We start from the raw sequence: 23,076 nt of genomic DNA, 5'->3' as shown, positions 1-23,076 counted from the left end.
ACATAAACTCTGTACAAAACCCGCCCTCTAACTAGCTCCGTGTGTACCATAAAAATTTTGGAGGAAGGTGCGCCCATAAGCACCCGACGAGTTAGGAAGAATTCGCTTAGTCTAGATTTAACGTATTTTTAACCCAAATATTCCCCAACTTTAATTAATCAGAAGTTTAACTATCCTTAATTTAACAGTAGTAGATTTCTATTGAGACTCGTCTGACTAGGGATGTTGGGTTGAAAAGGAATTTATGTCTAAAATAACTCGCCGACAACTGCTAATTTTCTTCGGTAGCAGTGCAGCTACCACCGTGCTTGCTCCTGGCCTAACTCAAACACTGTTCGGCATCAATTCCAGCGATGCCAAAGCTGTAGTTCCGACATCTTTCACTCCTCTAAGACTTCCCCACCCGCTGCCAATTTATCGAGAACTGTCGAGCTTCCTGCCGACAGCCCCGGGCGGACTGGGAACAGTGCTCAGTGCTTCGCCAGATACTAAATTAACCAGCTACAACGTGGTTGACGATGTGGTTGTGCCACCGGAATACGAACGTTACGTAATTCTCCGCTGGGGCGATCGCGTTTTCCCCGATTCGGCAGACTATTTCGGCTACAACAACGATTACACGGGCTTCATAGGCCTGCGCGGCAGCACTGACGACGGCTATCTGTGGGTAAACCACGAGTACGTAGGCTTCCCAATGTCGAAAGTGGCGCCGGATACCCCGTCAGATGTGGCATCTTTTCCAGCGAGCGATCGCGCCGTCCTCGGTATAGACTTGTCAGTTAAAAATCGCGATACCCTCGGCGAATTCCTGTACAATCTCGGTGGTTCGATCGTCCGCATCACCAAACAAGCTGACGGACGCTTTGCCGCCATTCCCCGCGACTCCCTCAACCGACGCATCCACGGACTTTCCGGCCTGGGAATCAACAGCCAGCGTTCCGACAAATACAAGGATGTCACCCGATGGGGAACCAGACAAGGCGACAATAACTATCTCACAGGAACCGGCCCTGCTGCTACCCAAGTCTTCGCCACCGTCAACAGCGACGGACTCGGCAACCGCATCATCGGCACAGCATACAACTGTTCCGGCGGCACCACCCCTTGGGGGACAATCCTGTCCGCCGAAGAGAATTTCCAAGGCAGCGAACTCTTCTTCGTGGGAGTTCAGGAAAACGTCAAACCCAACGGCGGCCAAACCAGCTACGCCAAGGGAACAACCGGTGAAGAATTCGGTTTAGTCGGCGAAAAATACGGCTGGATGGTAGAAGTCGATCCCCAAGATCCCAACTTCCGCCCCCGCAAACACACTGCTTTAGGCCGTTTCCGCCACGAAAACGTCGCCTTTCGCGCCGAAGCGGGACGCAAGTTAGTAGTGTACATGGGGGACGATCGCCGCGGCGGACACACCTGGAAATTTGTCAGCAACGGTACGATCGCAAATCCCGCAGATAAAACCAACAGCCGATTATTAGAAGACGGCGTTTTGTACGTCGCCCAATACAATCGCAACGGTGCGGGAAGATGGCTACCACTGACAATCAATGCCCAAACAAATCCGGTGAGTCCCCAAAAAATGGCCGAAGCCGAATTGGCAAGTTTTGGCAAAGCTCAAAGAGATGGAAATACTCGCTTGCCAAAACGCGCCGGAATTGCAGGTCAAACCGAAGACGGCGGTTCTTTTGTAGCAGATACAACTAATGAAGCAACAGCACTTGCCGGCTACAGAAATAAAACTCTTGCTAATTTCTACAGTAGCCAAGGTGCGGTTTTAGTTGATGCTTTCTTAGCTGCTAATTTGATTGGTGGCACTCCGACGGCGCGGCCGGAAGATTTGGAAGTTAATCCTACTACTAAGGAAGTTTTCATTGCCTATACTGACGGCGCACCGGGAAGCGATGGCTATCCAGATTCTCGCATTTTTAATGTTGCAAAATACACTGCCGCCCTCAACAGTGGCCAACAGTCGGGAGGAATTTACAAGATAATTGAAGATAGTCCCGACGGTGCTGGTTTGACTTTCCGCTGGCAGCGTTTTGCCCAAGGTGGAGAAGCCGGTGCGTTAGCTGGAGCGGGATTTGCTAGTGTTGACAATTTGGCTTTTGACCCTCAAGGCAATGTTTGGGGCGTGACTGATATGTCTACGAGTACGCACAATGGTTTTGATGTGGGTTCTGTTGGGAAACCCGCTGCGATCGACCACAAGAAAACTGGAAATGTCTCGGAATTTACTGGTGTTTTCGGTAACAATTGGTTGTTCTACATTCCGACTTCTGGGCCGAATGCGGGAAGTGTAATTCCGTTTGCTCACGGGCCGAATCGGTGCGAAATGACGGGGCCGACTTTTGTCGGAGATACGTTGTTGCTTGCGGTGCAGCATCCGGGGGAAGATTGCCCGATCGATGATGGTACTGTACTCAGCCGCCAAATTGAAATGTTGGATTTGAGCGGTGCTGTTTTCAATCAAACTCGGAGTGTTGCTCGCGGCAGTTTGTGGCCGAGCAATATCTCGAATGATTCGCGCCGATCGCCGATGCCGTCGGTGATTGGAATTCGTCGCGTGCGATCGAGCCCAATCGGCCAGTTTGTCTAGAGTCATCCGCTAGATTGTAGGCAATATCAGTAGGGACACGGCAATGCCGTGTCCTTAGTTGTCAGAATAGGTATTACTTCGTTGGGCGCGACACCTAGCCAAAAGTTCAGGTTATTTCCTGCACTTGCGATCGGCTTAGTGGCTGGCATATTTTATTGTCTAAAAACTAAACCATGAGTTAGCACATTCCTTGGGCTTATTCCCCTAAAGTGGTTTTACAGAGCAAAGACCAGCAGAAATAGTCTAGAGGCTTGTTGGTTACTTGGAAATTTGCAACACCTATTCAGTGGAGGTCGTTTATGCCTTGTGCAGTCGGTACTTCGTACATAGTAAAGGCTGAAGATAAGCTTTATAACATTGCCCAGCAACAATTAGGTGATGGTAATCGTTGGCGTGAAATGAGTAAACCAGATGGCAGCTTATTGACAGACAATGATGCTAGCAATTTGCAGCCTGGTCAGGAGATATGTATTCCTGGCTATACCCCTCCCTCTCCGTCATCTGGTGGTAATGGAAATTTGCAAAATATGCTAGAAGCACTTGGAGCATTTGAATCAGGCTTACCATCAGGAGATCCCAATCAGTACAAGGTTGAAAACTCATTGGGTTTCATGGGAAAGTATCAATTTGGAGAACCTTTGCTGATCGATCTAGGTTACTACACAGCAGATGTTTTCTATGGAAATGGTGCTGACAAGAATTATTGGCTGGGTACTTGGACAGGAAAGAGGGGCGTTAATAGTCAAGAACAATTCAAGAATTCTCCAGATGTTCAAGAAGCAGCAATTCGTGAGGCTTTTAACCAAAACAGGCAGCGGGTCAATAGTGCGCTTGGGGAGCAAGGACAGTCCGTAAATAATTACCTTGGTCAGCCCAAGGCATTTATGGATAATGGGGTGTCAAAAACCATCACGATTTCCCTTTCTGGCATTCTAGCGGGAGCGCACTTGCGCGGCCCCTATGGAGTAGCTAAACTTCTATTGAATAACGAAGTCAGTCATGATGAATTTGGCACATCTATTCTCCGTTACATCGAAGAATATGGTGGTTACAACGTGACACCAGCAGATTTTTCGTAACACTTTCTCAAGCCAGCTTTTTACCCAAATTTTGGGTGTCAGCATGGGTGAGAGCATCTTTTGCGAAAACATGGCGCACTACTAAAAATTCTGTAGATTCTGTTTCAAAAATTTTGTAGCAAGTGTTCTGGATGCGCCGCACAACATATCTGGAACCCTTGCACAAAATACATCCGATCGCAAGATGTAACTATCATTATGTCGGAATTTCTTGGCGTCGCCTTGATTTATTCACAACTCAGGTAACACCAAAGCCTTCAACAAACCTAGCAAAAGGAGTTTAAACATGGAAACGGAAACGTTATATAACTTGATCCATCAATATCGTGCCGAGAATGGGATGCCAGAAATAATTCCACGATCGCGATCGCTCGATTATGTAGCTCAAACCCACGTGGAAGACTTAGACGGCTTTGCTACTGAGATTACACATAGCTGGAGCAACTGTGCTTACGATCCCAATCATGAGGAAGGTCAAAAATGTATGTGGGATGCTCCTAAGCGGTTAACCTCCTATCAGGGTAACGGCTATGAAATTGCTACAGGCCGTCTAGGTGGAAATATCACACCTGAAGCAGCCCTTGAATCATGGAAAAATAGTCCCCCTCACAATAGTGTAATTCTCAACCAAGGTATTTGGACTCAACCCTGGAATGCAATGGGTATTGGCATCTATAAAGGCTATGCAGCAGTATGGTTTGGACACGAATCCGACCCGGCTGGATAAATATTAGCTTGTTGAAAACTCACTTGTTTAAAAATTTTCATTCCACTGTCAGGGTATGAGGTTAGTTGAGGAGCGATTGCGAGGTTAATCTTATTCTTTGTTTATTCCACAGAACAAAACGCCATGAAAAAACAGCTTGGTTTAATTGGTATACATGGGATTTTTGTTACAAGCATTTTACTGTTGAAAACCGTTCCTGTTTTTGCCTACTGTGTTTATAACAGAACCGACTTCGATATTCAAGGAGAAGACATACAAAGCCGCTCATTGGACAATATGTTTAAGCGATGGCAAAGAACAACTAATCCTATTCCCAAAGGAGGAAAAGACTGCTGCCCCGGAGGTAATAGTGAATGCACAGATCCAGAGTTAAAAATTAGCGTTAGAGTGCCAGATAGAGATGAACCTCTAACTTGTAAAGAAAACATTGGTAGTCGTGATTGGCTGGTTGTGCGAACATTGTCTGAACATGGACGAACAAAATTAGTCTGTGAAAAAAACGGAAAACTTTGATTGTTTCAGTTGGCGGAATCTGTTCTATTATTCAGTCTGTTATGGCTTGTGCGGTGGGTAGCTTGTAGATAGTAACAGATTTACGCTTGACTTGATAAATCGATAGTTGCAGAAAACTCACAAAGTAAGTTGAGAAAAATATCAAAGTCAGGAGATAACGAATATGCCTTTGGAATTGGGTGCAAGTTTGAAGATCAATGTGGATCTGCTGGGAATTGCTCAAGCAATTTCATCTGGTGTTAGCGCTAATCAAAACCGAGATGGATTTGTAAAAATTCTCATGGAGACAGCCTTCTATTCTGCTAAGGAGCAGTACAACGTGATGGTGTTTAATTTGAGCCAAGATTACGAGGATCGATTCAACGGTGTTCAGCTATATGGCTCTGCTAATTATGACAGTATTGTTTACGGAATCTGGGTTTTTGAAGATGGCGAGTTCGCGAATAACGGTGATGGTGGATACATCAATTGGGCTTTTAGAGGTTGGTTTGATAGAGATGGCAGTAAAGTTAAATTTAGAAAACCTTGACTTAATAAGACAGCAGATTCCACTCAATATATCGACGCTCGACTCTATCTATTGAGCGTTGAATAAAACGCCATCCCAGTGTTTTTTTCTGTTGATGCACTTAAGAATGATTAAGGTCGGGTATATGCCTCTACAAATTTTCGACATACTATTAGCAGAGCAAACAGCAGCCGATAAAGCCTCCGGGATTGATTGTGACTTTAGGATCGTTTGGTATCTCAGGACTGCTGATCTGGGTAGGTTACAACCTAATGAGGTCAGGAAATCGTAATGAGAAAACAGGTGTTGACCTGATGGGTATAAAAATTAACATGGAGAGTGCTGCAGGAGGGTGTTGTATGTTGTTTTCGGCGCTGATACTGATGAATTTTTTGGGTCATTTTTATGGTAAGTGACTGAGGCAGGAGCTTTTATAGGGGCTGGAAACTAAACTATGAGTTACGACCTTTGTTGCGTTTATCGCCTTATAGTTTAGTTGCCGCGCCAACTTCCGGCAGCGCATCGCCCCAGCCACAAAAAACACTCATACCGCAGATATAATGCTACAAAAACCTTAAACTCAAAGGAGCGTTCCCTAATGACCCACTTCGGCATTATCTGTCCAGCATTCGACGGCCACCTCAACCCGATGACAACTTTGGGCAGCGAACTGCTTCGCCGAGGGCATCGAGTCACCCTGTTTAGTTTTGCCGATGCTCAAGCCAAAACTTTGTTCTGCGGATTAGAATTTCAGCCACTAGCTGAAGCTGAATTTCCCGTCGGCGCGATCGCCCAAAACTTTACTCAACTCGGCAAGCTCAGCGGACTGGCTGCCTTGCAATACACTATAAACTCGCTCGCCCGCATTTCGGCTGTGATGCTCGCAGAAGCTCCCGCCACCATTAAAAAATCAGGTGTAGAAGCTTTACTTATAGACCAAGTTTCATCGGAAGCAGGAACGATCGCAGATTTTCTCAACCTTCCTTTTATTACAGTTTGCAATGCGTTACTCCTAAATCAAGAGCCCAACATTCCTCCCTTTTGTACCCCTTGGCAATACAGTCCAAATTGGAGAGCGCGTTTAGGCAATCAACTTAGCTATCAGTTACTCAATTTGCTTACCAAACCAATTAAAGAAGTCATCGCGGAGTATCGCAAAGAGTGGAATTTACCTTTGCAATCCCACCCAAATGATGCTTACTCTCAACTGGCTCAACTCAGCCAACAACCTGCGGAATTCGACTTTCCCAGGCAAAAATTACCCCCACACTTCCATTTCACCGGCCCTTTTCACAACCCAGCGACGCGCAAACCAGTGCTTTTTCCTTTTGATAAATTAACAGGCAAGCCATTAATTTATGCCTCAATGGGAACTGTGCAAAATGGATTGCTGGATGTTTTTCAAATAATCGCCTCTGCTTGTGAAGGATTGGATGCTCAATTGGTGATTTCTCTGGGAGGAGGCGCGAGTCCAGAATCCTTCCCGGAATTGCCGGGAAATCCGATCGTTGTTGGCTATGCACCGCAATTAGAACTGCTGGAAAAAGCGGCTCTCACAATTACTCACGCGGGCATGAATACAACTCTGGAATCCTTGAGCAATGGAGTACCGATGGTGGCAATTCCTGTGGCGAATGACCAGCCTGGAGTCGCGGCTCGGATTGCTTGGACGGGTGTTGGTGAGGTGGTTTCTTTGAAGGAGTTGAGTGTTGCTAAAATGCGAAGTGCAATTGAGAAAGTGCTGACACAAGATTCCTACAAAAAAAGGGCGGTGGAGATGCAAGGGGCGATCCTCTTCGAGGGCTTCGCTAACGCGCGATCGGGCGGAGTCAAGAAAGCGGCTGATATTATCGAACAGGTTGTCTTGACTGGGAAACCTGTCTTGGCGTCTCAAATCTAAAATCTAAGCTGTGGAGTCCAATCTAAAATCTAACATCTAAAATCTAAAATCGGCTGATGCACGTATTGTGCGATCGGCATATTTATGCTATGTTCGACTCCACAGTTGACCGCAGGGTGAATATGCTGACTATTCCTGGCGTTGAAGTCACAAGTCAAATCTACGAAAGCGCGAATTCTCTGGTTTATCGAGCATTTAGTCGATCGCACGATCGGGCGATCGTCCTCAAAGTCCTGAAAGAAAATTATCCCACACCCCAAGAACTCGCCCGCTACCGCACAGAGTATAAGATTACGCAATCTTTGAACCTGACGGGGTGTATCAAAGCCTACGATTTGCAGCAATATCAAAACACCCTCGTGATGTTTTTAGAGGATTTTGGCGGCGAATCCTTGAAAATTTGGATGCAGCAACAAAAATTTACTCTTGAAGAAGTGTTACGAATTGCGATCGCCACCGCTGACAGTTTGGGACAAATTCACGCAGACAACATCATCCACAAAGACATCAACCCTTCAAACATCGTTTTCAATCCAGATACCGGCCAGCTAAAAATCATCGACTTTGGCATTTCCACGCAGTTAACGCGAGAGAATCACAGCCTAAGAAATCCCAACATTTTAGAGGGAACTCTCGCCTATATGTCACCGGAACAAACTGGCAGAATGAACCGCAGTCTCGATTACCGCACTGATTTTTATTCCCTCGGTGCTACCTTTTACGAACTGCTGACGCATCAACTGCCTTTTGACACTCATGATGTGCTGGAATTAGTACACAGCCATATTGCAAAACAGCCTTTATCTCCATCTGAGGTCAATCCCGAAATTCCGCAAATTATTTCGGATATTGTGATGAAGTTGCTGGCTAAAAATGCTGAAGAGCGCTATCAAAGTGCTTTGGGAATTAAAGCAGATTTAGAAGAATGCTTGAATCAATTGCACGACTATAATACAATATCAGTTTTTCCGTTAGCTTGTCAAGACATTTCCGATAAATTTCAAATTCCGCAAAAACTTTACGGCAGGGAGCGAGAAATTGCCACTATTTTAACTGCTTTCGATCGAGCTTCCGAGCAAAGCGAACTGTTTCTGATTGCGGGTTATTCTGGTATTGGCAAAAGCGCGATCGTGCAAGAACTCTATAAACCGATTACTCAAAAGCGTGGCTATTTTATTTCCGGCAAATTCGACCAGTACCAGCGCAATATTCCCTACAGTGCTGTTGTCAGCGCCCTGCGATAATTAGTCAAGCAACTGTTAGCTGAAAGTGAAGTACAACTTCAAGAGTGGCGACAAAAATTATTAACAGCTTTAGGGATAAATGGTCAAGTCATCATTGATGTAATTTCCGAAGTAGAGTTAATAATAGGCAAGCAACCAGCCTTACCAGAAGTAGGGCCGAGCGAGAGCCAAAATCGCTTTAATTTAGTGTTTCAGAATTTCATTACAGTCTTTATTAAACCAGAACATCCTCTGACTGTATTTATAGACGATTTGCAGTGGGCTGATGGCGCTTCTCTAAAGTTAATCGAACTGTTAATGAGCGGTACGACACCAGGTTTGTTTTTAATCGGCGCGTATCGAGATAACGAAGTTTCTGCCGCTCATCCGTTAAGCTTGACAATTGAAGAAATTATCAAAAATAAAGTCAGTGTCGATCGCATTTTCCTGTCACCTTTGGATTTGCCCACCCTCACTCAATTGATTTCCGACGCGCTGAATTGCCGCGAGGAAATAGTCTCAGCCCTTGCTGAGTTAGTGCTGTTAAAAACGGGTGGCAATCCTTTCTTTATGAATGAATTTCTCAAAGCGCTTTATACCGAAGGGCTGTTACAATTTGACTTTACCGCTGTCAGATGGGAATGGGATTTAGGGGAAATTAAAGCCAGGGGATTCACTGATAATGTTGTCGAATTGATGTCTAGCAAGATTCAAAAACTGCCGGATAATACGCAGGAAACTTTAAAAATAGCAGCCTGCATTGGCAATCAATTTGATGTCAAAACCCTAGCTTCGATTTGTCAAAAATCTCTGCGAGAAACGGCGGATGATTTGTATGCAGCAGTTGCGGAAAATTTAGTCGTGTTGCTGGGGAATATGGGAGATGTGGAATTAGAAATTGCCGGGAAATTACCCAGCAGCCAATCGCTAGAATACAAATTTGTTCATGACAGAATTCAGCAAGCTGCTTATTCGCTAATTGCCGATCGAGATCAGCCGATCGTCCACAGACAAATTGGACAAATGCTGCTGCAAAATACTCGTGGCGAACAGCGAGAAGAAAAAATATTTGACATTGTTAATCAACTGAATTTTGCCACTTCATTAATTAGCGATCGATCGGAAAAAGATGAACTAGCTCAGTTAAATCTGATTGCTGGCAATAAAGCCAAGGCATCAGTAGCTTATCAGCCAGCTTTCAACTACCTGCAAACAGGGATAAATTTGCTGGCAGAAAACTGTTGGCTGGTGCAATACAACCTCAGCTTGCAACTGCATCAAGAAGCCGCAGGGATAGCTTACCTTTTGGGCGATTTTGAGCTGATGGAAACTTTAGCATCCATCGTGCTAGAAAATGCTAAAACAGTCCTCGATCGAGTCAAAGTAATTGAGGTAAAAATGATGACTCATGCTGCCCAAAATCAACAAGATATGGCAATTAATCTGGGGCGATAAATTCTGATGCAGTTGGGAGTCAAACTGTCTGCAAAGCCTAACAATCTAGATAGCATAATCGGATTATTGGAAGTTAAGTTAACCCTAGTTGGAAAACGCATTGAGGATTTGGCTAATCTACCTCAAGGAAGCGATCCTGCTAAACAAGCTGCGCTACGTATCCTGTCATTTATGGTTACTGTAGCCTATGGCGCTGCTCCTCAACTGTTGCCTTTAATTGTGTTTAAGCAGGTGATTTTATCTGTAAAGTATGGCAACTATCCAGAGTCTCTCCATGCCTATACAGTTTATGGATTAATTTTGTGCGGAGTGGTGGGAGAGATTGAAGATGGTTATAAATTTGGTCAACTAGCATTGAAGATGTTGGAGCAATTTAACAAACCAGAATTGAAGAGCAAAGTCCTCGAACCATTTAATGACTTCATCCATCACTGGAAAGCACCAGTGAAAGAAACTTTACCATCTTTGTTAGAAGCTTACAAAAGTGGATTGGAAACAGGTATAGTGGAAGAAACTGCTTGTGCTGCTCAAACTTACTGCGGTTATTCGTACCTCGTAGGCTCTGAATTGTCGGGACTATAACGCGATATTATTATTTATCGTGCTGCGATAGAAAAGTTAAAATTTGACCCAATTATTTGGCAGATTAAACCTCTACAGCAGTCTGTTTTTAATTTATTAGGTAATTCGGAAAACCCCTGCTATTTAGTTGGCAGTGCCTATGATGAGCGGGCTGCGCTGCCGCTGTTAACTGAAGCAAACGATCGCACTTCGATTTTTGCCCTGCATTTTTATAAAATGATTCTTTGTTATTTATTTGGGCAATATGCTGAAGCTGTCTCAAATGCAGCTTCTACAATGCAGTATGTAGAGAGTGCTAGTGGAACTCTTCAAGTGTCATACTGTTATTTTTATGAGTCACTGGCTCAGCTTTCATTCTATTCTGATGCTTCTCAAGTAGAGCAAAAGCACTGTTTAAAAAAAGTCAGGAACAATCAGAAAAAAATTAAAAAATGGGCGCATCATGCCCCCATGAATCACTTGCACAAATTTAATCTAGTTGAGGCAGAAAGATATAGAATTATTGGTAAAGATTCCCTGGCTGTAGATTATTACGATCGCGCGATTTCCCTCGCCAAAGAACATGAGTATATCCATGAAGCCGTCCTCGCTTACGAACTCGCCGCCAAGTTCTATTTATCGAGGGGGAAAGAATTAACAGCTAAGGCTTATATGCAGGAAGCTCGTTACTGCTATCAACTTTGGGGTGCGGCGGCTAAAGTCAAAGATTTGGAAACGCGATACCCGCAATTATTTGCGATTTCGACAAGTAAAAACATTTTAACTACGACATCAACCACCGGCAGCCGTTCTAGTTCTGCTTTGGATATTTCTACAGTTATGAAAGCTTCCGAGGTAATTTCCGGCGAAATTGTGCTGGATAATTTACTGTCAAAATTGATGAAGATTTTGATTGAAAATGTGGGGGCGCAAACTGGTTACTTGATTTTGGAAAAACAAGGTAAGCTACTGATTGAAGCTGAAGGTACAGTGGATACTGAACGAGTAAAACTATTGCCTTCAATCCCTATTTAAAATTGCTCGAATCTTTGCGAAGCCGTTATTAATTATGTCGCTAGAACTCAAGAAGATTTAGTGCTAAATGATGCCAGCCGCGAAGGACAATTTACCAATGATTCTTACATTAAAGCGCATCAAACTAAATCTATCTTGTGTGCTGCTTTGATGAATCAAGGTCAACTTGCTGCGATTGTTTATCTCGAAAATAACCTCACCGCCCAAGCTTTTACTCCCGATCGCCTGGAAGTGTTACAATTGCTATCGGGACAAGCTGCGATCGCCATTACGAACGCTCAACTCTACGCCCAAGTCAAGGAACGCGAAAGCCGACTGACTCAGTTTATCGATGCAATGCCGATCGGCGTAAGTGTGCACGACACCACCGGACAAATCACCTACGCAAATCGCACAGCGCATCAACTAAGCGCCATTCCGACTATACCGGAAGTAAATACAGAGACATTAGCAGAAGTTTGTCAGCTTTATCTCGCAGGAACTAATCAGTTATATCCAACTCCACAACTCCCTTACGTTCGCTCTTTAGCTGGTGAAACGGTCAAAGTAGACGATATGGAGTTGCACCGACCTGATAAGATTGTTTCCTTGGAAGTTTCCAGCACGCCAATTGTTGATGAAACTGGCAAGATTAATTATGCGATCGCCACTTTTGCAGATATCACCGATCGCAAACAAGCCGAAAAGCTGCTAGCCGACTACAACCGCACCTTAGAACAGCAAGTGAGCGATCGCACTTTTGAACTCCAGCGAGAAATAATCGAGCGCAAACGAGCCGAATCCGCAGCCCAAGCAGCCAACCAAGCCAAAAGTATATTCCTCGCAAATATGAGCCACGAATTGCGAACTCCCCTCAAGGCAATTCTCGGTTTTTCCCAACTAATGAATCGCAATTCACACCTATTTCAAGAACAGCAAGAACACCTGAATATTATCAGTCGCAGCGGCGAACATTTGCTCGCACTAATTAACCAAGTATTAGATTTGTCAAAAATAGAAGCCGGACGTGCAACGCTGAACCAGACAAGCTTTGACCTCCACCGCCTGCTGAACGATATCGAAGATATGTTCCAACTTCACGCAGAAAATAAGGGATTGCAGTTATTAGTAGAGCGAGCATCTGGCGTTCCGCAATATGTGGAAACTGATGAAAAAAAATTGCGCCAAATCTTGATAAACCTGCTTTCTAACGCGATAAAATTTACCTCCCAAGGCGGCATTTCTGTGAGAATTAACCGTCAGGAGTTGGCTCGAAAAATCTGCTTTGAGATAGAAGACACGGGAGAGGGAATTGATGCTAGTGAATTAGACAAGCTATTTGCAGCTTTTGTGCAAACCCAAACCGGGGAAAAATCCCAACAAGGAACCGGATTAGGGTTGACAATTGCCAGTTATTTTGTGCAATTAATGGGCGGTGAAATGACTGTTAACTCTCGTGCGGGGGTTGGTACACTGTTCAAATTTGACATTAAAGTTAATCCTGTCGAAAATGCCGATCGCCCACCGGAACAGCTAAACAGGCGAGTAATTGCGATCGCACCCAATCAACCCCGCTATCGAATTTGAAGAACTAAACGCTGCGCCCAGTTTCCCAGAGAATGAAGTAAATGTATTGACAAAAACCGCCTTTTCTGAATTACCTCCTGAGTTAGTAGCCAACCTCCAGCAAGCCATTAGCAATCTCGATTTGGAACAGATGCAAATAGCGATCGGTCAAATCCGCGAAATCAATCAACCGTTGGCTAGGGCGATCGCAACTTGCATTAAAAACTTTCAGTACGAACAGTTACTAAATTTAATCCAAGACGGTTCAGTTAAGCCAGATCCCCCCTAGCCCCCCTTAAAAAGGGGGGGACAAGAAGGTTCTCAAAGTCCCCCTTGCTTTCGGGGGATTTAGGGGGATCTCCGGGTAATAAACAGTGTTAACCCAAACGTATTGACATTCAATCCACACATTGAGGGAGAAAAAATGAACAAAAACCTCAGCTTTACGAGTCAAGAAAGTATTTTAATTATTGATGACAGTCCTGAAAACTTAAAACTTTTAAGCGGGATACTATCAGCCGCTGGATATAAAGTTCACCTAGCCCCAAGCGGCAAATTAGCTCTGAACTTTATCCAGTCCCATTTACCCGATTTAATCTTGCTAGATATTATGATGCCTCAAATGGACGGTTATGAAACTTGCCAACAACTTAAATCTTGTGAGCGCAGTCAGGATATCCCAGTAATTTTTATCAGTGCTTTGCAGGAAATATTTGATAAAGTCAAAGCATTTTCTGTGGGCGGCATAGACTACATTACCAAACCTTTTCAACAACAAGAAGTTTTAGTGCGCGTCGAAAATCAATTGCGGATTAGAAGGCTTTCTAGACAACTCATCGACCAAAATATACTAGAAGAGCGCAACCGCATGGCGCGGGAAATTCACGACACTTTAGCGCAAACTTTTACAGGCATTATTATACATTTGGGAGTTGCACAAAGGCTAATTGCAGCCAATCCAGAACAAGCACAATCGCACATCCAAACAGTGTGCGAACTGGCTCGCTCTGGACTTGGTGAAGCGCGGCGCTCTGTCGAATCTTTGCGCCCGCAACTTTTAGAAAATGGCGATTTGTATAGCGCTCTCAATTACATTACCAAACAAATGTCATCAGATACTAATACGCACACTATTGTTGAAGTAGTTGGTACGGCATATTCCCTGCCCTTAGAGGTGGAAAATAACCTGTTACGCATCGGGCAGGAAGCGTTGACAAATGCTTTTAAATATGCCAAATCTACGGACATTAAAATTAATTTGGTTTACGAAACATCGAAGTTTATTTTGCGGGTTAAAGACAACGGACAGGGATTTGACACGGAAAGTATTTGTTTTAGTAATGGCTTTGGTTTATTGGGGATGAAAGAACGCGCGGGACGCATTAACGCACAATTGGATATCAACAGTCAGCCGGGAGATGGAACGGAAGTTATAATTTCAATTAATCGGGAGTAAGATAGGGTTTGGTTTTCATAAAGTAAGGTACGCAGTGAATTGGTGTTAAATTAAGCTCAAATGTAGTCACAGAATGCTGTCTGACGATTAGGCTCTCGATCCCCCCTAGCCCCCCTTAAGAAGGGGGGAACCGGAAAGGATCAAAGTCCCCCTTTTTAAGGGGGGATTTAGGGGGATCGAGACTAAGCTAGAAGCGAGATTTTTCAAGGGTTTTAGTCTTAAGTTTACACCAATGGTGCGCCCATAAGCACCCAACATAATAAGTTTGTAGTGAGGACTTCAGTCCTCTTTCATAAGATTAACAGGGGAATCATGACTAACCAATCAAATATTATTCGCGTTTTAATTGCCGACGATCATTATATTGTGCGGCAAGGTTTAGTGGCATTGTTGGAGAATGAATTAGATCTGAAAGTTGTGGCGCAAGCTAGCAACGGCGAGGAAGCTGTGACAATGTTTCGCCAACATCAGCCCGATGTAATGCTGATGGATTTGCGGATGCCTCAAATGGATGGAGTCGCGGCGATTGCTGCGATTTGTGGGGAGTTTTCTACCGCGCGAATTGTTGTCTTGACCACTTATGATGGTGATGAAAACATCTATCGTGGATTGCAAGCGGGTGCTAAGGGCTATCTGCTTAAGGATGCGGAACCGGAGGAGCTTTTAGCAGCAATTCGGGCGGTTTTTGAGGGAAAAAAGTACATTCCGCTGGCGGTGGGTGTTAAGTTAGCCGATCGCCTGAGTGGGCCCTCCTTGAGCGATCGCGAATCAGAAGTCATCCGCCTGATCGTCGCAGGTAAAAGCAACCACGAGATTAGTCAAGTGCTGCACATCAGCGAAAGCACAGTCAAGTTTCACATTAACAATATTTTGAGCAAGATGGGAGTTGGCGATCGCACGCAAGCCGCCATTACCGCCTTAAAACAGGGGATTGTCAGTTTGTAGTTTAATTCTCAGTATTTTTACTGATAAGTATGACTATTATGACGGCAAGTAATGAAAAATAAGACCTCAAGTTTTACGTCAAAACTTTTGAGAAAGGCTAAGCTAGAGCTAATCGGACAAATTAGCTCTTATCAAAAAAATGCTTTATTCACTTTTGCCCAAATCTCAAGTCAAAGTTCGAGTTTTAAAACAGTTAGCAGCCGCCATTTCGGCGTCTTTAGCCCTCAGTGCAACAATTAGTTTGAAACCCTCGCCCGTATTAGCTGCTAGCGATATCCCCACGACAACTCAAACCTCGACTCAGAAGGCCACAAAACCCGATTCTAGCTCGCAGCTAGGGCAGTTGCGCACCACTGTTCCCGTGCAGGCAATGCAGCTCGATGGGGGTGGAGTTATCCCGATCGCGATCGGCGGTATGATAATTATTCTAGTGTTGCCGTTATTTTTTGGTGGATTAGTCGTAATTGGCGATCGTGAAGTTGGCATTGTCAGTAAAAAGTTTAGCTTCAACGGCAAATCTTTACCCCCAGGAGATTTAATTGCCTTAAACGGAGAAGCTGGATATCAAGCTGATACATTACCCCCCGGCTGGCATTGGGGTTATTGGCCTTTGCAATACAACGTCCGCAAAGAATCTTTAACAGTAGTTCCCCAAGGTGAAATTGCCCTGATTATCGCAGCAGGCGGCGAGTCGATTCCGCCCCAGCGCATCCTCGGCAAATACACAGAATGCGATAATTTTCAAGACGCTCGCAAATTCCTCAAAGACGGCGGTGAAAAAGGTCGGCAACTCGGTATTATTACAGGCGGCAGCTATCGAATTAATACGGCATTATTTACGGTAATTACAGCAGCCAATGCTCCCAAACATGGAATGACAGCCGAACAGTTGAAGTTGTACAAAATTGCCCCAGATAAAGTGGGAATTGTCACAACCTTTGACGGAGTTCCGATTCAAGATGGCGAAATTGCCGGCCCGATTATTCCGAATCACGACAACTTCCAAAACGCGCAAAAATTTATCACCGCCGGCGGGCGGCGCGGTTTGCAGGAACAGGTTTTGCTTTCCGGTTCTTGGAACTTGAACCCTTGGTTTGTCGGCGTTGACCAAGTGGTGATGACCGAAATCCCGATCGGCTATGTGGGCGCGGTGATTTCCTATGTCGGCAAAACCTCCGAAGATGTCAGCGGCGCAGCTTTCACCCACGGTAACTTAGTAAATGTGGGCAATAAAGGCGTGTGGGTGACACCTCTTTATCCCGGAAAACATCCCTTGAATACTCGCATTTTGAAAGTAGAGTTAGTGCCGACTACAAACATTGTCTTGAACTGGTCGGGCAAAACAGAACGGCACAGTTACGATTCTAAACTTTCATCTTTAACCGTGCGTTCTCAAGACGGTTTTGCCTTTGACTTAGAAGTAGCTCAAATTATCCACGTGGGAGCTTTAGATGCTCCGAAAGTCATCTCTCGCGTCGGTTCGATGCAGAATTTAGTAGACCACGTTTTGCAGCCGACAATCGGCAATTATTTCCGCAATTCCGCTCAAGCCTATTCTGTCTTAGACTTTCTGTCGGCAAGAAGCGGCAGACAAGCGGAAGCCGCCGAGTATATCAAAGCAGCTTTGCGCACCTACGACGTGCAAGCAATTGATACTTTGATCGGGGATATTTTGCCACCCGCAGAGTTGATGCAAACTCAAACAGACCGCAAAATTGCAGAAGAACAGTGTAAGACTTATGAGGTGCAGCAAATAGCACAAACTCAGCGGCAACAATTGGTAAGAGAAACAGCTTTAGCAGAGATTCAGCAAGAGATGGTAAAATCGGAACAAGGCGTGAAGATTTCTGAGTTAAAAGCGAATTCTCAAGTCAAACAAGCTCAAGGCGAAGCTGAATCAATTCGGGTGAAGGGAAATGCTCAAGCTGAAGCTTATCGCGCGGGTGTTGTGGCTTTGGGTGGTTCCGGTTATACGGCTTTGCAGTTAATGCAAATTATCGGCGATAGCCATGTGCGAGTTGTGCCGGATGTTGCGGTTAGCGGTAACGGTAGCGGCGGCGGTTTGGTTGACGGTTTGCTAGGAATGATGATGTGGAATCAAACCAGCAAAAATGGGGAAAATGGCGGGGAGTTGCCTGTAATTACTTTGGAAAAATCGCAGCCTGCTGTTTTGGAACCTGCGGCCAAGTTACCAGCAAAGGTGAATTCAACAAAGCCACCAGTTGCGAAGTCTGATGCTGTTGCAGAGTCTGATATTGATTCGCTGTTTGACGACAAATCTTTTAGTTAGAAGGTTTGGGCAATTTGAATGATTCATATTTAATCATTCGTAGGGTGCGCAATGCGCACCTTATGCCAGATTTGTAGGGTGCGCATTGCGCACATTATATTTGATTATTATGCGCACCTTACATCTAATTGGTAGGGTGCGCATTGCGCATATTATACCTGATTCTTCTCGGACTACGCCTGATTCTTATGGTGCGCAGTGCACACCCTACACCGCGAAGGCGGACTTTGTTTGTGTAGACGCGAATTCTATTCGCCACGAAGCTCTCCGTTGCGACAAATCGCAGTACAATCGATCGCAGTATTGCATATAAGGAATCTCCCATGTCAGACCAGTTTTCCACTGAAATTAGCGATCGCATCTGCACTCACATGAACGAAGACCACGCTAGCGCCGTAGTCCTGTACGCTCAAGCCTACGGCGACAAGCCAGAGGCGACATCGGCTCAAATGCTCGCGATTGATGCCAACGGCATGGATTTAACCGCTCAAGTCAATGACGAAACAGTGCCAGTCAGAGTTAAGTTCGATCGCACTTTAGCAGATGCCGAAGATGCCCACCACATTCTGATTGATATGTTGAAACAAGCCCGAAAAGCTGCTAAATAGCCAACTGTGCACGATTCTGTTATAATTTCAAGGTTCGTTCGTAGTACGGACTTTAGTCCGTTTAAATCCTTGATACGGACTAAAGTCCTTACTACAAACCTTTAGTCCGGTTAAAGATTTTAAAGGACTAAAGTCCTGACTACAAACCAAATATTTAATAAAGTTCAATTTACATCTAAGATATCAAATAAAATGACAGAAACTTACCCCCATTCCAGAGAATTAGATGCCATCAATGGCAGTAAAAACAACCCTTTTGAGGCACTTATAAAGCGACTAGATTTGATGATTCGCGCCCGATATTCACTGCTGTACATTGTCGGCGCCGAAGAAGAACCAGTCGAAGCTGTAATTGCCCAAGTAGCGCTGCAAGTAACACCCGCGCGCCGAGTATTGTTCTGGGATATCGTGCGTGGCTGGGAAGATAACGGTTCCGGGAAAGGTTCGGTAATGGCGGCGCTCGATCGCATCGGCAAGACGGCTGTCGAAGAATATACTATATTTGTACTGCGGGATTTGCACCCAATTTTGAGATCGCCGTACACCGAAAAAAATGCGCCAGTAGTCCGGGAATTGCGGAATTTAACCAGGGAATTGAAGCGCAGCAAAAAAACGATCATCCTCACTTCTCACGCGCTGGAATTGCCAGAAGAATTGAAAGAAGATATCACAGTAATTGATTTCCCTTTGCCCAACATCCAAGAAATCAATCATTTAATTTCTCATGTTGTGGAAAATCCAGAACAATTGCAAGTTAGCGGCTTAGCAAAGGAACAATTAGTTAAAGCTTGTCAAGGTTTGAGTCGCGCTCGCATCGGGCGAGTTTTGGCGAAAGCTTTGGCCACCAAACAGCAAATTAACGAGTCGGATATTGACGGAGTTTTGGAAGAGAAACAACAAGCAATTCGCCAAACTGGAATTTTGGAGTTTTGCAACTCCCGAGAATCCCTGAAAAATGTGGGCGGCTTGGAGAATTTGAAGCAGTGGGTAAAGATGCGCCAAGATGCTTTTACTGACGAGGCGCGCCACTATGGTATACCCAATCCTAAAGGGGTTTTGTTAGTAGGAATTCAAGGAACGGGCAAATCTTTATCTGCCAAAACTATTGCTTGCGAATGGCGTTTACCGCTGCTCAGATTGGATACTGGGCGATTGTTTGGCGGCATTGTCGGGGAAAGCGAAAGTCGTGTTCGGCAAATGATACAATTGGCAGAGGCGATCGCACCTTGCGTCTTGTGGATCGATGAAATAGACAAAGCCTTCGGCAACATCATCAGCGGCGGCGACGGCGATTCAGGAACTTCGCGCCGGGTATTCGGCAGTTTGATCACTTGGATGCAGGAAAAAACCAGTCCCGTGTTTATCGTCGCCACTGCAAATAACGTGCGGATTTTGCCCGCTGAGTTGCTGAGAAAGGGCAGGTTTGATGAGATTTTCTTTTTGAATTTGCCCTCGGAATCGGAACGCCAAGATATTTTTAAAGTGCATTTGCAGCGTTTGCGGCCGACTAGATTGCGCGATTTTGATTTGGAGATTTTGGCGAAGTCTGCTGAGAATTTTAGCGGTGCGGAAATCGAGCAAGTTGTGATTGATGGATTGTACCGGGCTTTTGGCACTTTTGTGAACGGGCAGCGCCGAGATTTGACGACGGAGGATGTTTTGAGGTCGATCGAGGATACTGTACCATTGGCTGCGATCGCGCGATCGCAAATTGAAGATTTGAAACAGTGGGCGGCCCAAGCGGGTGCGAGAACAGCTTCTAATGATACTCGATTGATTGATGAATTGAAGCGCTACAGCCGGCCGCTGGGTGAAGATGCGATCGACAATTGACCCAAATTTGGCAAACCGAACCTCCACAGACGGATACCACCCTAATTGCAACATTAACATCTCAGTTACATTTCGTTACGATAAGGAAACAGAGAGCAAAAAACTCTCACCCATAATATCAGAGGTCGTCATTATGAATAATACATTTCGCGTCGGCAACCTGTTTGGAATTCCCTTTTATGTCAACGCTTCTTGGTTTTTAGTTCTGGGTTTAGTAACTTGGCAATACGGCGGCGCACTAGCTGGTCTGTTTCCCACATTGGGGCCCGTAGCGCCGTGGCTGCTAGGATTATTCGCAGCGTTGCTGTTATTTGCTTCCGTCTTGGCCCACGAATTAGGACACAGTTGGGTAGCTATCAAACAGGGAATTGGCGTGAAATCAATTTCGCTATTTCTGTTTGGCGGACTGGCTAATTTAGAAAGAGAATCGAAAACCCCAGCCGAAGCATTTTGGGTAGCGATTGCAGGCCCATTAGTCAGCTTATTTTTGTCCGGTTTGTTAACTGCGATCGGCGTCGGTGCAGCCCTCACAGGCCCCGCAGCAGCCATCGTTCAACTTTTAGCTTCCATCAACCTAGCTTTAGCCTTATTTAACCTCATTCCAGGTTTGCCCCTCGATGGTGGTAACATCCTCAAAGCGATCGTCTGGAAGATTACCGGCAACCCTTATAAAGGCGTAATTTTTGCTAGCCGCGTCGGTCAAATAATTGGCTGGATTGCCATTGCTACAGGCATATTCGGCAATATTTGGAATTTAGTAATCGGTTGGTTCTTGTTGCAAAATGCTGGTCAATCTGCACAATACGCCACTGTCCAAAATAAACTCGCAGGGCTGACAGCCGCAGATGCTTTGAGTGCCGAAAGCCCGATCGTCCCAGAAAACTTATCGCTCAGAGAATTTGCCAACAACTATGTGATTGGTAGCACTCATACCTGGCGCCGGTTCCTAGTTACCGATGATGCTGGACAATTGGTAGGGGCGATCGACCTTGACGACATCAAAACCATCCCCACCGGAAGCTGGCCCCAAGTTTTGGTAAAAGAGATCCTGAAGCCGATCGAATTTTCCACCACCGTCAAACCAGAATTATCCCTCCTCGAAGTCGTCAGCCTCTTTGAACAACTCAAAGTACAAGAGCTCCCCGTCATTCGCGAAAACGGCGTCCTCGTGGGGCTTGTAGAAAAAGCGGAAATTGCCCGCCTGCTACAGAAACAAGCTGAAGCTAACCCTGCTTAATACCCTCAGATACTTGACAAATAACAGTTAACCCCCTCGATTTCCCTTGACCAAAAGGGCGATCGGGGGGGTTAACTGTAGCTGGACAAAAGTCAAGTAAAATACTAAATTATTAGCTGCAAATCAACGATGATAACTATAATAGTGTATTGATCATCTGAGCGAGGACGCTATGCCATCTCAGGACGTTTCCTCTCAATCCGAAACAAAAGACTCAAAAGTTCTCCCTGCTATCACAAACAATATATTGCCCGAGGCGCAATCGCCTCAACCAACAGCTCAATTAAAAAAATCAGAGCTGACTGTTTCTGCCGCTCAAGATATCATTTACAAATTTTTTATATATCATATCAACAACTCGGCATCCGAAGTAGTTTTGCAGCAATTTAAAAAAATATTTATCGAACTGATTGCTCCAGTTAATCCCAAATTAATTCAAGCCATATACACAATTATTGAGTTTAACAGTCAACTAGAATTTAACAACTTATTTAAACGCTGCTGTTACATCTTATTAAATAACTGGATAACTCAGAGAAAATACCAACTTGCTCGCGATTTAATTCAAATTATTAGCCAGAGAACCCTCAGCGAACCCCAGGCGGACAACTGTCTGAAAATACTGAGAGTGTGGCTGACAAACTTTGTTAACAGTCAAGACTATGAAGACCTCCAATTATCTGTATTCAAATACGGTGACTACCAGCCGGTACCACATAACTGGACTTCTCGCTATCAGCCTTATTTGCTGGCTGCTCAATATCTAGATGCTAAAAACACCATCGAACAACGCCAAACCGCCAGACTGTTGTCGCAGCAGCTAAAAGACAAGTACAAGTTTGACCTCGCAATGTATACATCTCGTTCTCAGTCAGCCGCATTCAAATTTAAAAAATCTTATAATCCTACACTTTTAGGAGATGAAGCCCTGCGTTTAATCAAAATAATTTTGATTAACCGAGGCTCCAGAAGCTATCGCAGCCTAGCCAATATTTTTCTAACTCAAACTCAAAATATTACCTACAAGCAGTTTAAGGAATATCTGATTAAATATTTATTTTTTTACGATAAAGTTTTCACTCACAATGATATATCTCAAGAAAACATAATTAATCTGTTAGAGATTTTTTATCCAGAGAATGACGGAGACACTTTGAACAGCGGTATGCAGCTCAGAACTTGCAATTATCTCATCAAATGTTTGACTGTGGAAAATTCGGCAGAACCGACAGCCTTATTTCTGTGCGCCACTCAACTAAATCCTTTAACACTAGCAATTCTGATTCTCAAGATAATTTTGATTTCGCCGCATTCCCGAACCTATTTAGAACTTTGTTTAGCTCGATTAATTCAATACTATCAAGATATTTTGCCTGATGAATGTCACGGGCTGATTAATTTTTTAGAAGTTTGCCAGATTGCTCTAACTATTTATGGGGAAAATGTTCAATACAACCTAGTGAATATGTCAGAAAAACAGCAAGAAGAACAGTTGTTTATTGACCTCAATAACTGTCGCGTCTTTTCTCAACATAAACCAATCAAAAAAGATCAAGATTAGTCATGAG

The 23,076-nt window shown here is 44.5% G+C and carries 17 protein-coding genes and 1 pseudogene; all 18 read left to right on the top strand.

Features of this window, described 5'->3' with window-relative positions:
* Positions 1-244: 244 nt before the first annotated feature.
* The gene (locus QUB68_RS16990) at positions 245-2,593 is read left to right on the top strand and encodes a PhoX family protein (protein WP_332994571.1); all 2,349 of its coding nucleotides are present in this window, start codon (positions 245-247) and stop codon (positions 2,591-2,593) included.
* 299 nt (positions 2,594-2,892) lie between these two features.
* A complete protein-coding gene (locus QUB68_RS16985) occupies positions 2,893-3,672 on the top strand; it encodes a LysM peptidoglycan-binding domain-containing protein (RefSeq protein WP_332994568.1) in 780 nt (259 codons plus the stop codon).
* A 286-nt stretch (positions 3,673-3,958) separates the two neighbouring features.
* Complete coding sequence (locus QUB68_RS16980; RefSeq protein ID WP_332994565.1) at positions 3,959-4,399, top strand: CAP domain-containing protein; 441 nt, start codon at positions 3,959-3,961, stop codon at positions 4,397-4,399.
* Positions 4,400-4,522: 123 nt separating this feature from the next.
* On the top strand, positions 4,523-4,912 hold the full coding sequence (locus QUB68_RS16975; RefSeq protein WP_332994562.1) for a hypothetical protein: 390 nt from the start codon (positions 4,523-4,525) through the stop codon (positions 4,910-4,912).
* Positions 4,913-5,075: 163 nt separating this feature from the next.
* A complete protein-coding gene (locus QUB68_RS16970; protein ID WP_332994559.1) occupies positions 5,076-5,441 on the top strand; it encodes a hypothetical protein in 366 nt (121 codons plus the stop codon).
* Between the two features lie 577 nt (positions 5,442-6,018).
* Complete coding sequence (locus tag QUB68_RS16965) at positions 6,019-7,320, top strand: glycosyltransferase (RefSeq protein WP_332994557.1); 1,302 nt, start codon at positions 6,019-6,021, stop codon at positions 7,318-7,320.
* 56 nt (positions 7,321-7,376) lie between these two features.
* A pseudogene (locus QUB68_RS16960) lies at positions 7,377-9,998 on the top strand (ATP-binding protein).
* A 6-nt stretch (positions 9,999-10,004) separates the two neighbouring features.
* Positions 10,005-10,580 carry a hypothetical protein gene (locus tag QUB68_RS16955; RefSeq protein WP_332994555.1) on the top strand — a complete coding sequence of 192 codons (576 nt, stop codon included), beginning with the start codon at positions 10,005-10,007 and terminating at the stop codon, positions 10,578-10,580.
* Between the two features lie 216 nt (positions 10,581-10,796).
* Positions 10,797-11,594 (top strand): hypothetical protein, encoded by a 798-nt coding sequence (locus tag QUB68_RS16950; RefSeq protein ID WP_332994553.1) that lies wholly within the window; start codon positions 10,797-10,799, stop codon positions 11,592-11,594.
* A 60-nt stretch (positions 11,595-11,654) separates the two neighbouring features.
* Complete coding sequence (locus QUB68_RS16945; protein WP_332994551.1) at positions 11,655-13,160, top strand: ATP-binding protein; 1,506 nt, start codon at positions 11,655-11,657, stop codon at positions 13,158-13,160.
* Between the two features lie 46 nt (positions 13,161-13,206).
* On the top strand, positions 13,207-13,428 hold the full coding sequence (locus QUB68_RS16940) for a hypothetical protein (RefSeq protein ID WP_332994549.1): 222 nt from the start codon (positions 13,207-13,209) through the stop codon (positions 13,426-13,428).
* Positions 13,429-13,563: 135 nt separating this feature from the next.
* Positions 13,564-14,595, top strand: a complete 1,032-nt coding sequence (locus QUB68_RS16935; RefSeq protein WP_332994547.1) for an ATP-binding response regulator — start codon at positions 13,564-13,566, stop codon at positions 14,593-14,595.
* 312 nt (positions 14,596-14,907) lie between these two features.
* Positions 14,908-15,540 carry a response regulator transcription factor gene (locus tag QUB68_RS16930; protein WP_332994545.1) on the top strand — a complete coding sequence of 211 codons (633 nt, stop codon included), beginning with the start codon at positions 14,908-14,910 and terminating at the stop codon, positions 15,538-15,540.
* Positions 15,541-15,679: 139 nt separating this feature from the next.
* Positions 15,680-17,830, top strand: coding sequence for an SPFH domain-containing protein (locus tag QUB68_RS16925; RefSeq protein WP_332994543.1), 2,151 nt, complete (start codon positions 15,680-15,682; stop codon positions 17,828-17,830).
* Between the two features lie 323 nt (positions 17,831-18,153).
* A complete protein-coding gene (locus QUB68_RS16920) occupies positions 18,154-18,438 on the top strand; it encodes a DUF2470 domain-containing protein (protein WP_332994541.1) in 285 nt (94 codons plus the stop codon).
* Between the two features lie 192 nt (positions 18,439-18,630).
* Complete coding sequence (locus tag QUB68_RS16915; RefSeq protein WP_332994539.1) at positions 18,631-20,271, top strand: AAA family ATPase; 1,641 nt, start codon at positions 18,631-18,633, stop codon at positions 20,269-20,271.
* Between the two features lie 133 nt (positions 20,272-20,404).
* Positions 20,405-21,508: a site-2 protease family protein gene (locus tag QUB68_RS16910; protein WP_332994537.1), complete on the top strand. Its 1,104-nt coding sequence runs from the start codon at positions 20,405-20,407 to the stop codon at positions 21,506-21,508.
* Positions 21,509-21,680: 172 nt separating this feature from the next.
* Positions 21,681-23,069 carry a hypothetical protein gene (locus tag QUB68_RS16905; RefSeq protein ID WP_332994534.1) on the top strand — a complete coding sequence of 463 codons (1,389 nt, stop codon included), beginning with the start codon at positions 21,681-21,683 and terminating at the stop codon, positions 23,067-23,069.
* The last annotated feature ends 7 nt before the right edge of the window (positions 23,070-23,076 follow it).

It is taken from the genome of Microcoleus sp. A006_D1 (genome assembly GCF_036702805.1).
Taxonomy (GTDB): Bacteria; Cyanobacteriota; Cyanobacteriia; order Cyanobacteriales; family Microcoleaceae; genus Microcoleus.
The sequence above is the reverse complement of the archived record's forward strand: the minus strand, read 5'-3'. Positions and strand labels throughout refer to the sequence as shown.

Coding starts and splice junctions, on each gene's coding strand:
- QUB68_RS16990 (WP_332994571.1), top strand. CDS start 245: ATGTCTAAAATAACTCGCCGACAACTGCTAATTTTCTTCGGTAGCAGT.
- QUB68_RS16985 (WP_332994568.1), top strand. CDS start 2,893: ATGCCTTGTGCAGTCGGTACTTCGTACATAGTAAAGGCTGAAGATAAG.
- QUB68_RS16980 (WP_332994565.1), top strand. CDS start 3,959: ATGGAAACGGAAACGTTATATAACTTGATCCATCAATATCGTGCCGAG.
- QUB68_RS16975 (WP_332994562.1), top strand. CDS start 4,523: ATGAAAAAACAGCTTGGTTTAATTGGTATACATGGGATTTTTGTTACA.
- QUB68_RS16970 (WP_332994559.1), top strand. CDS start 5,076: ATGCCTTTGGAATTGGGTGCAAGTTTGAAGATCAATGTGGATCTGCTG.
- QUB68_RS16965 (WP_332994557.1), top strand. CDS start 6,019: ATGACCCACTTCGGCATTATCTGTCCAGCATTCGACGGCCACCTCAAC.
- QUB68_RS16955 (WP_332994555.1), top strand. CDS start 10,005: ATGCAGTTGGGAGTCAAACTGTCTGCAAAGCCTAACAATCTAGATAGC.
- QUB68_RS16950 (WP_332994553.1), top strand. CDS start 10,797: ATGATTCTTTGTTATTTATTTGGGCAATATGCTGAAGCTGTCTCAAAT.
- QUB68_RS16935 (WP_332994547.1), top strand. CDS start 13,564: ATGAACAAAAACCTCAGCTTTACGAGTCAAGAAAGTATTTTAATTATT.
- QUB68_RS16930 (WP_332994545.1), top strand. CDS start 14,908: ATGACTAACCAATCAAATATTATTCGCGTTTTAATTGCCGACGATCAT.
- QUB68_RS16925 (WP_332994543.1), top strand. CDS start 15,680: ATGCTTTATTCACTTTTGCCCAAATCTCAAGTCAAAGTTCGAGTTTTA.
- QUB68_RS16920 (WP_332994541.1), top strand. CDS start 18,154: ATGTCAGACCAGTTTTCCACTGAAATTAGCGATCGCATCTGCACTCAC.
- QUB68_RS16915 (WP_332994539.1), top strand. CDS start 18,631: ATGACAGAAACTTACCCCCATTCCAGAGAATTAGATGCCATCAATGGC.
- QUB68_RS16910 (WP_332994537.1), top strand. CDS start 20,405: ATGAATAATACATTTCGCGTCGGCAACCTGTTTGGAATTCCCTTTTAT.
- QUB68_RS16905 (WP_332994534.1), top strand. CDS start 21,681: ATGCCATCTCAGGACGTTTCCTCTCAATCCGAAACAAAAGACTCAAAA.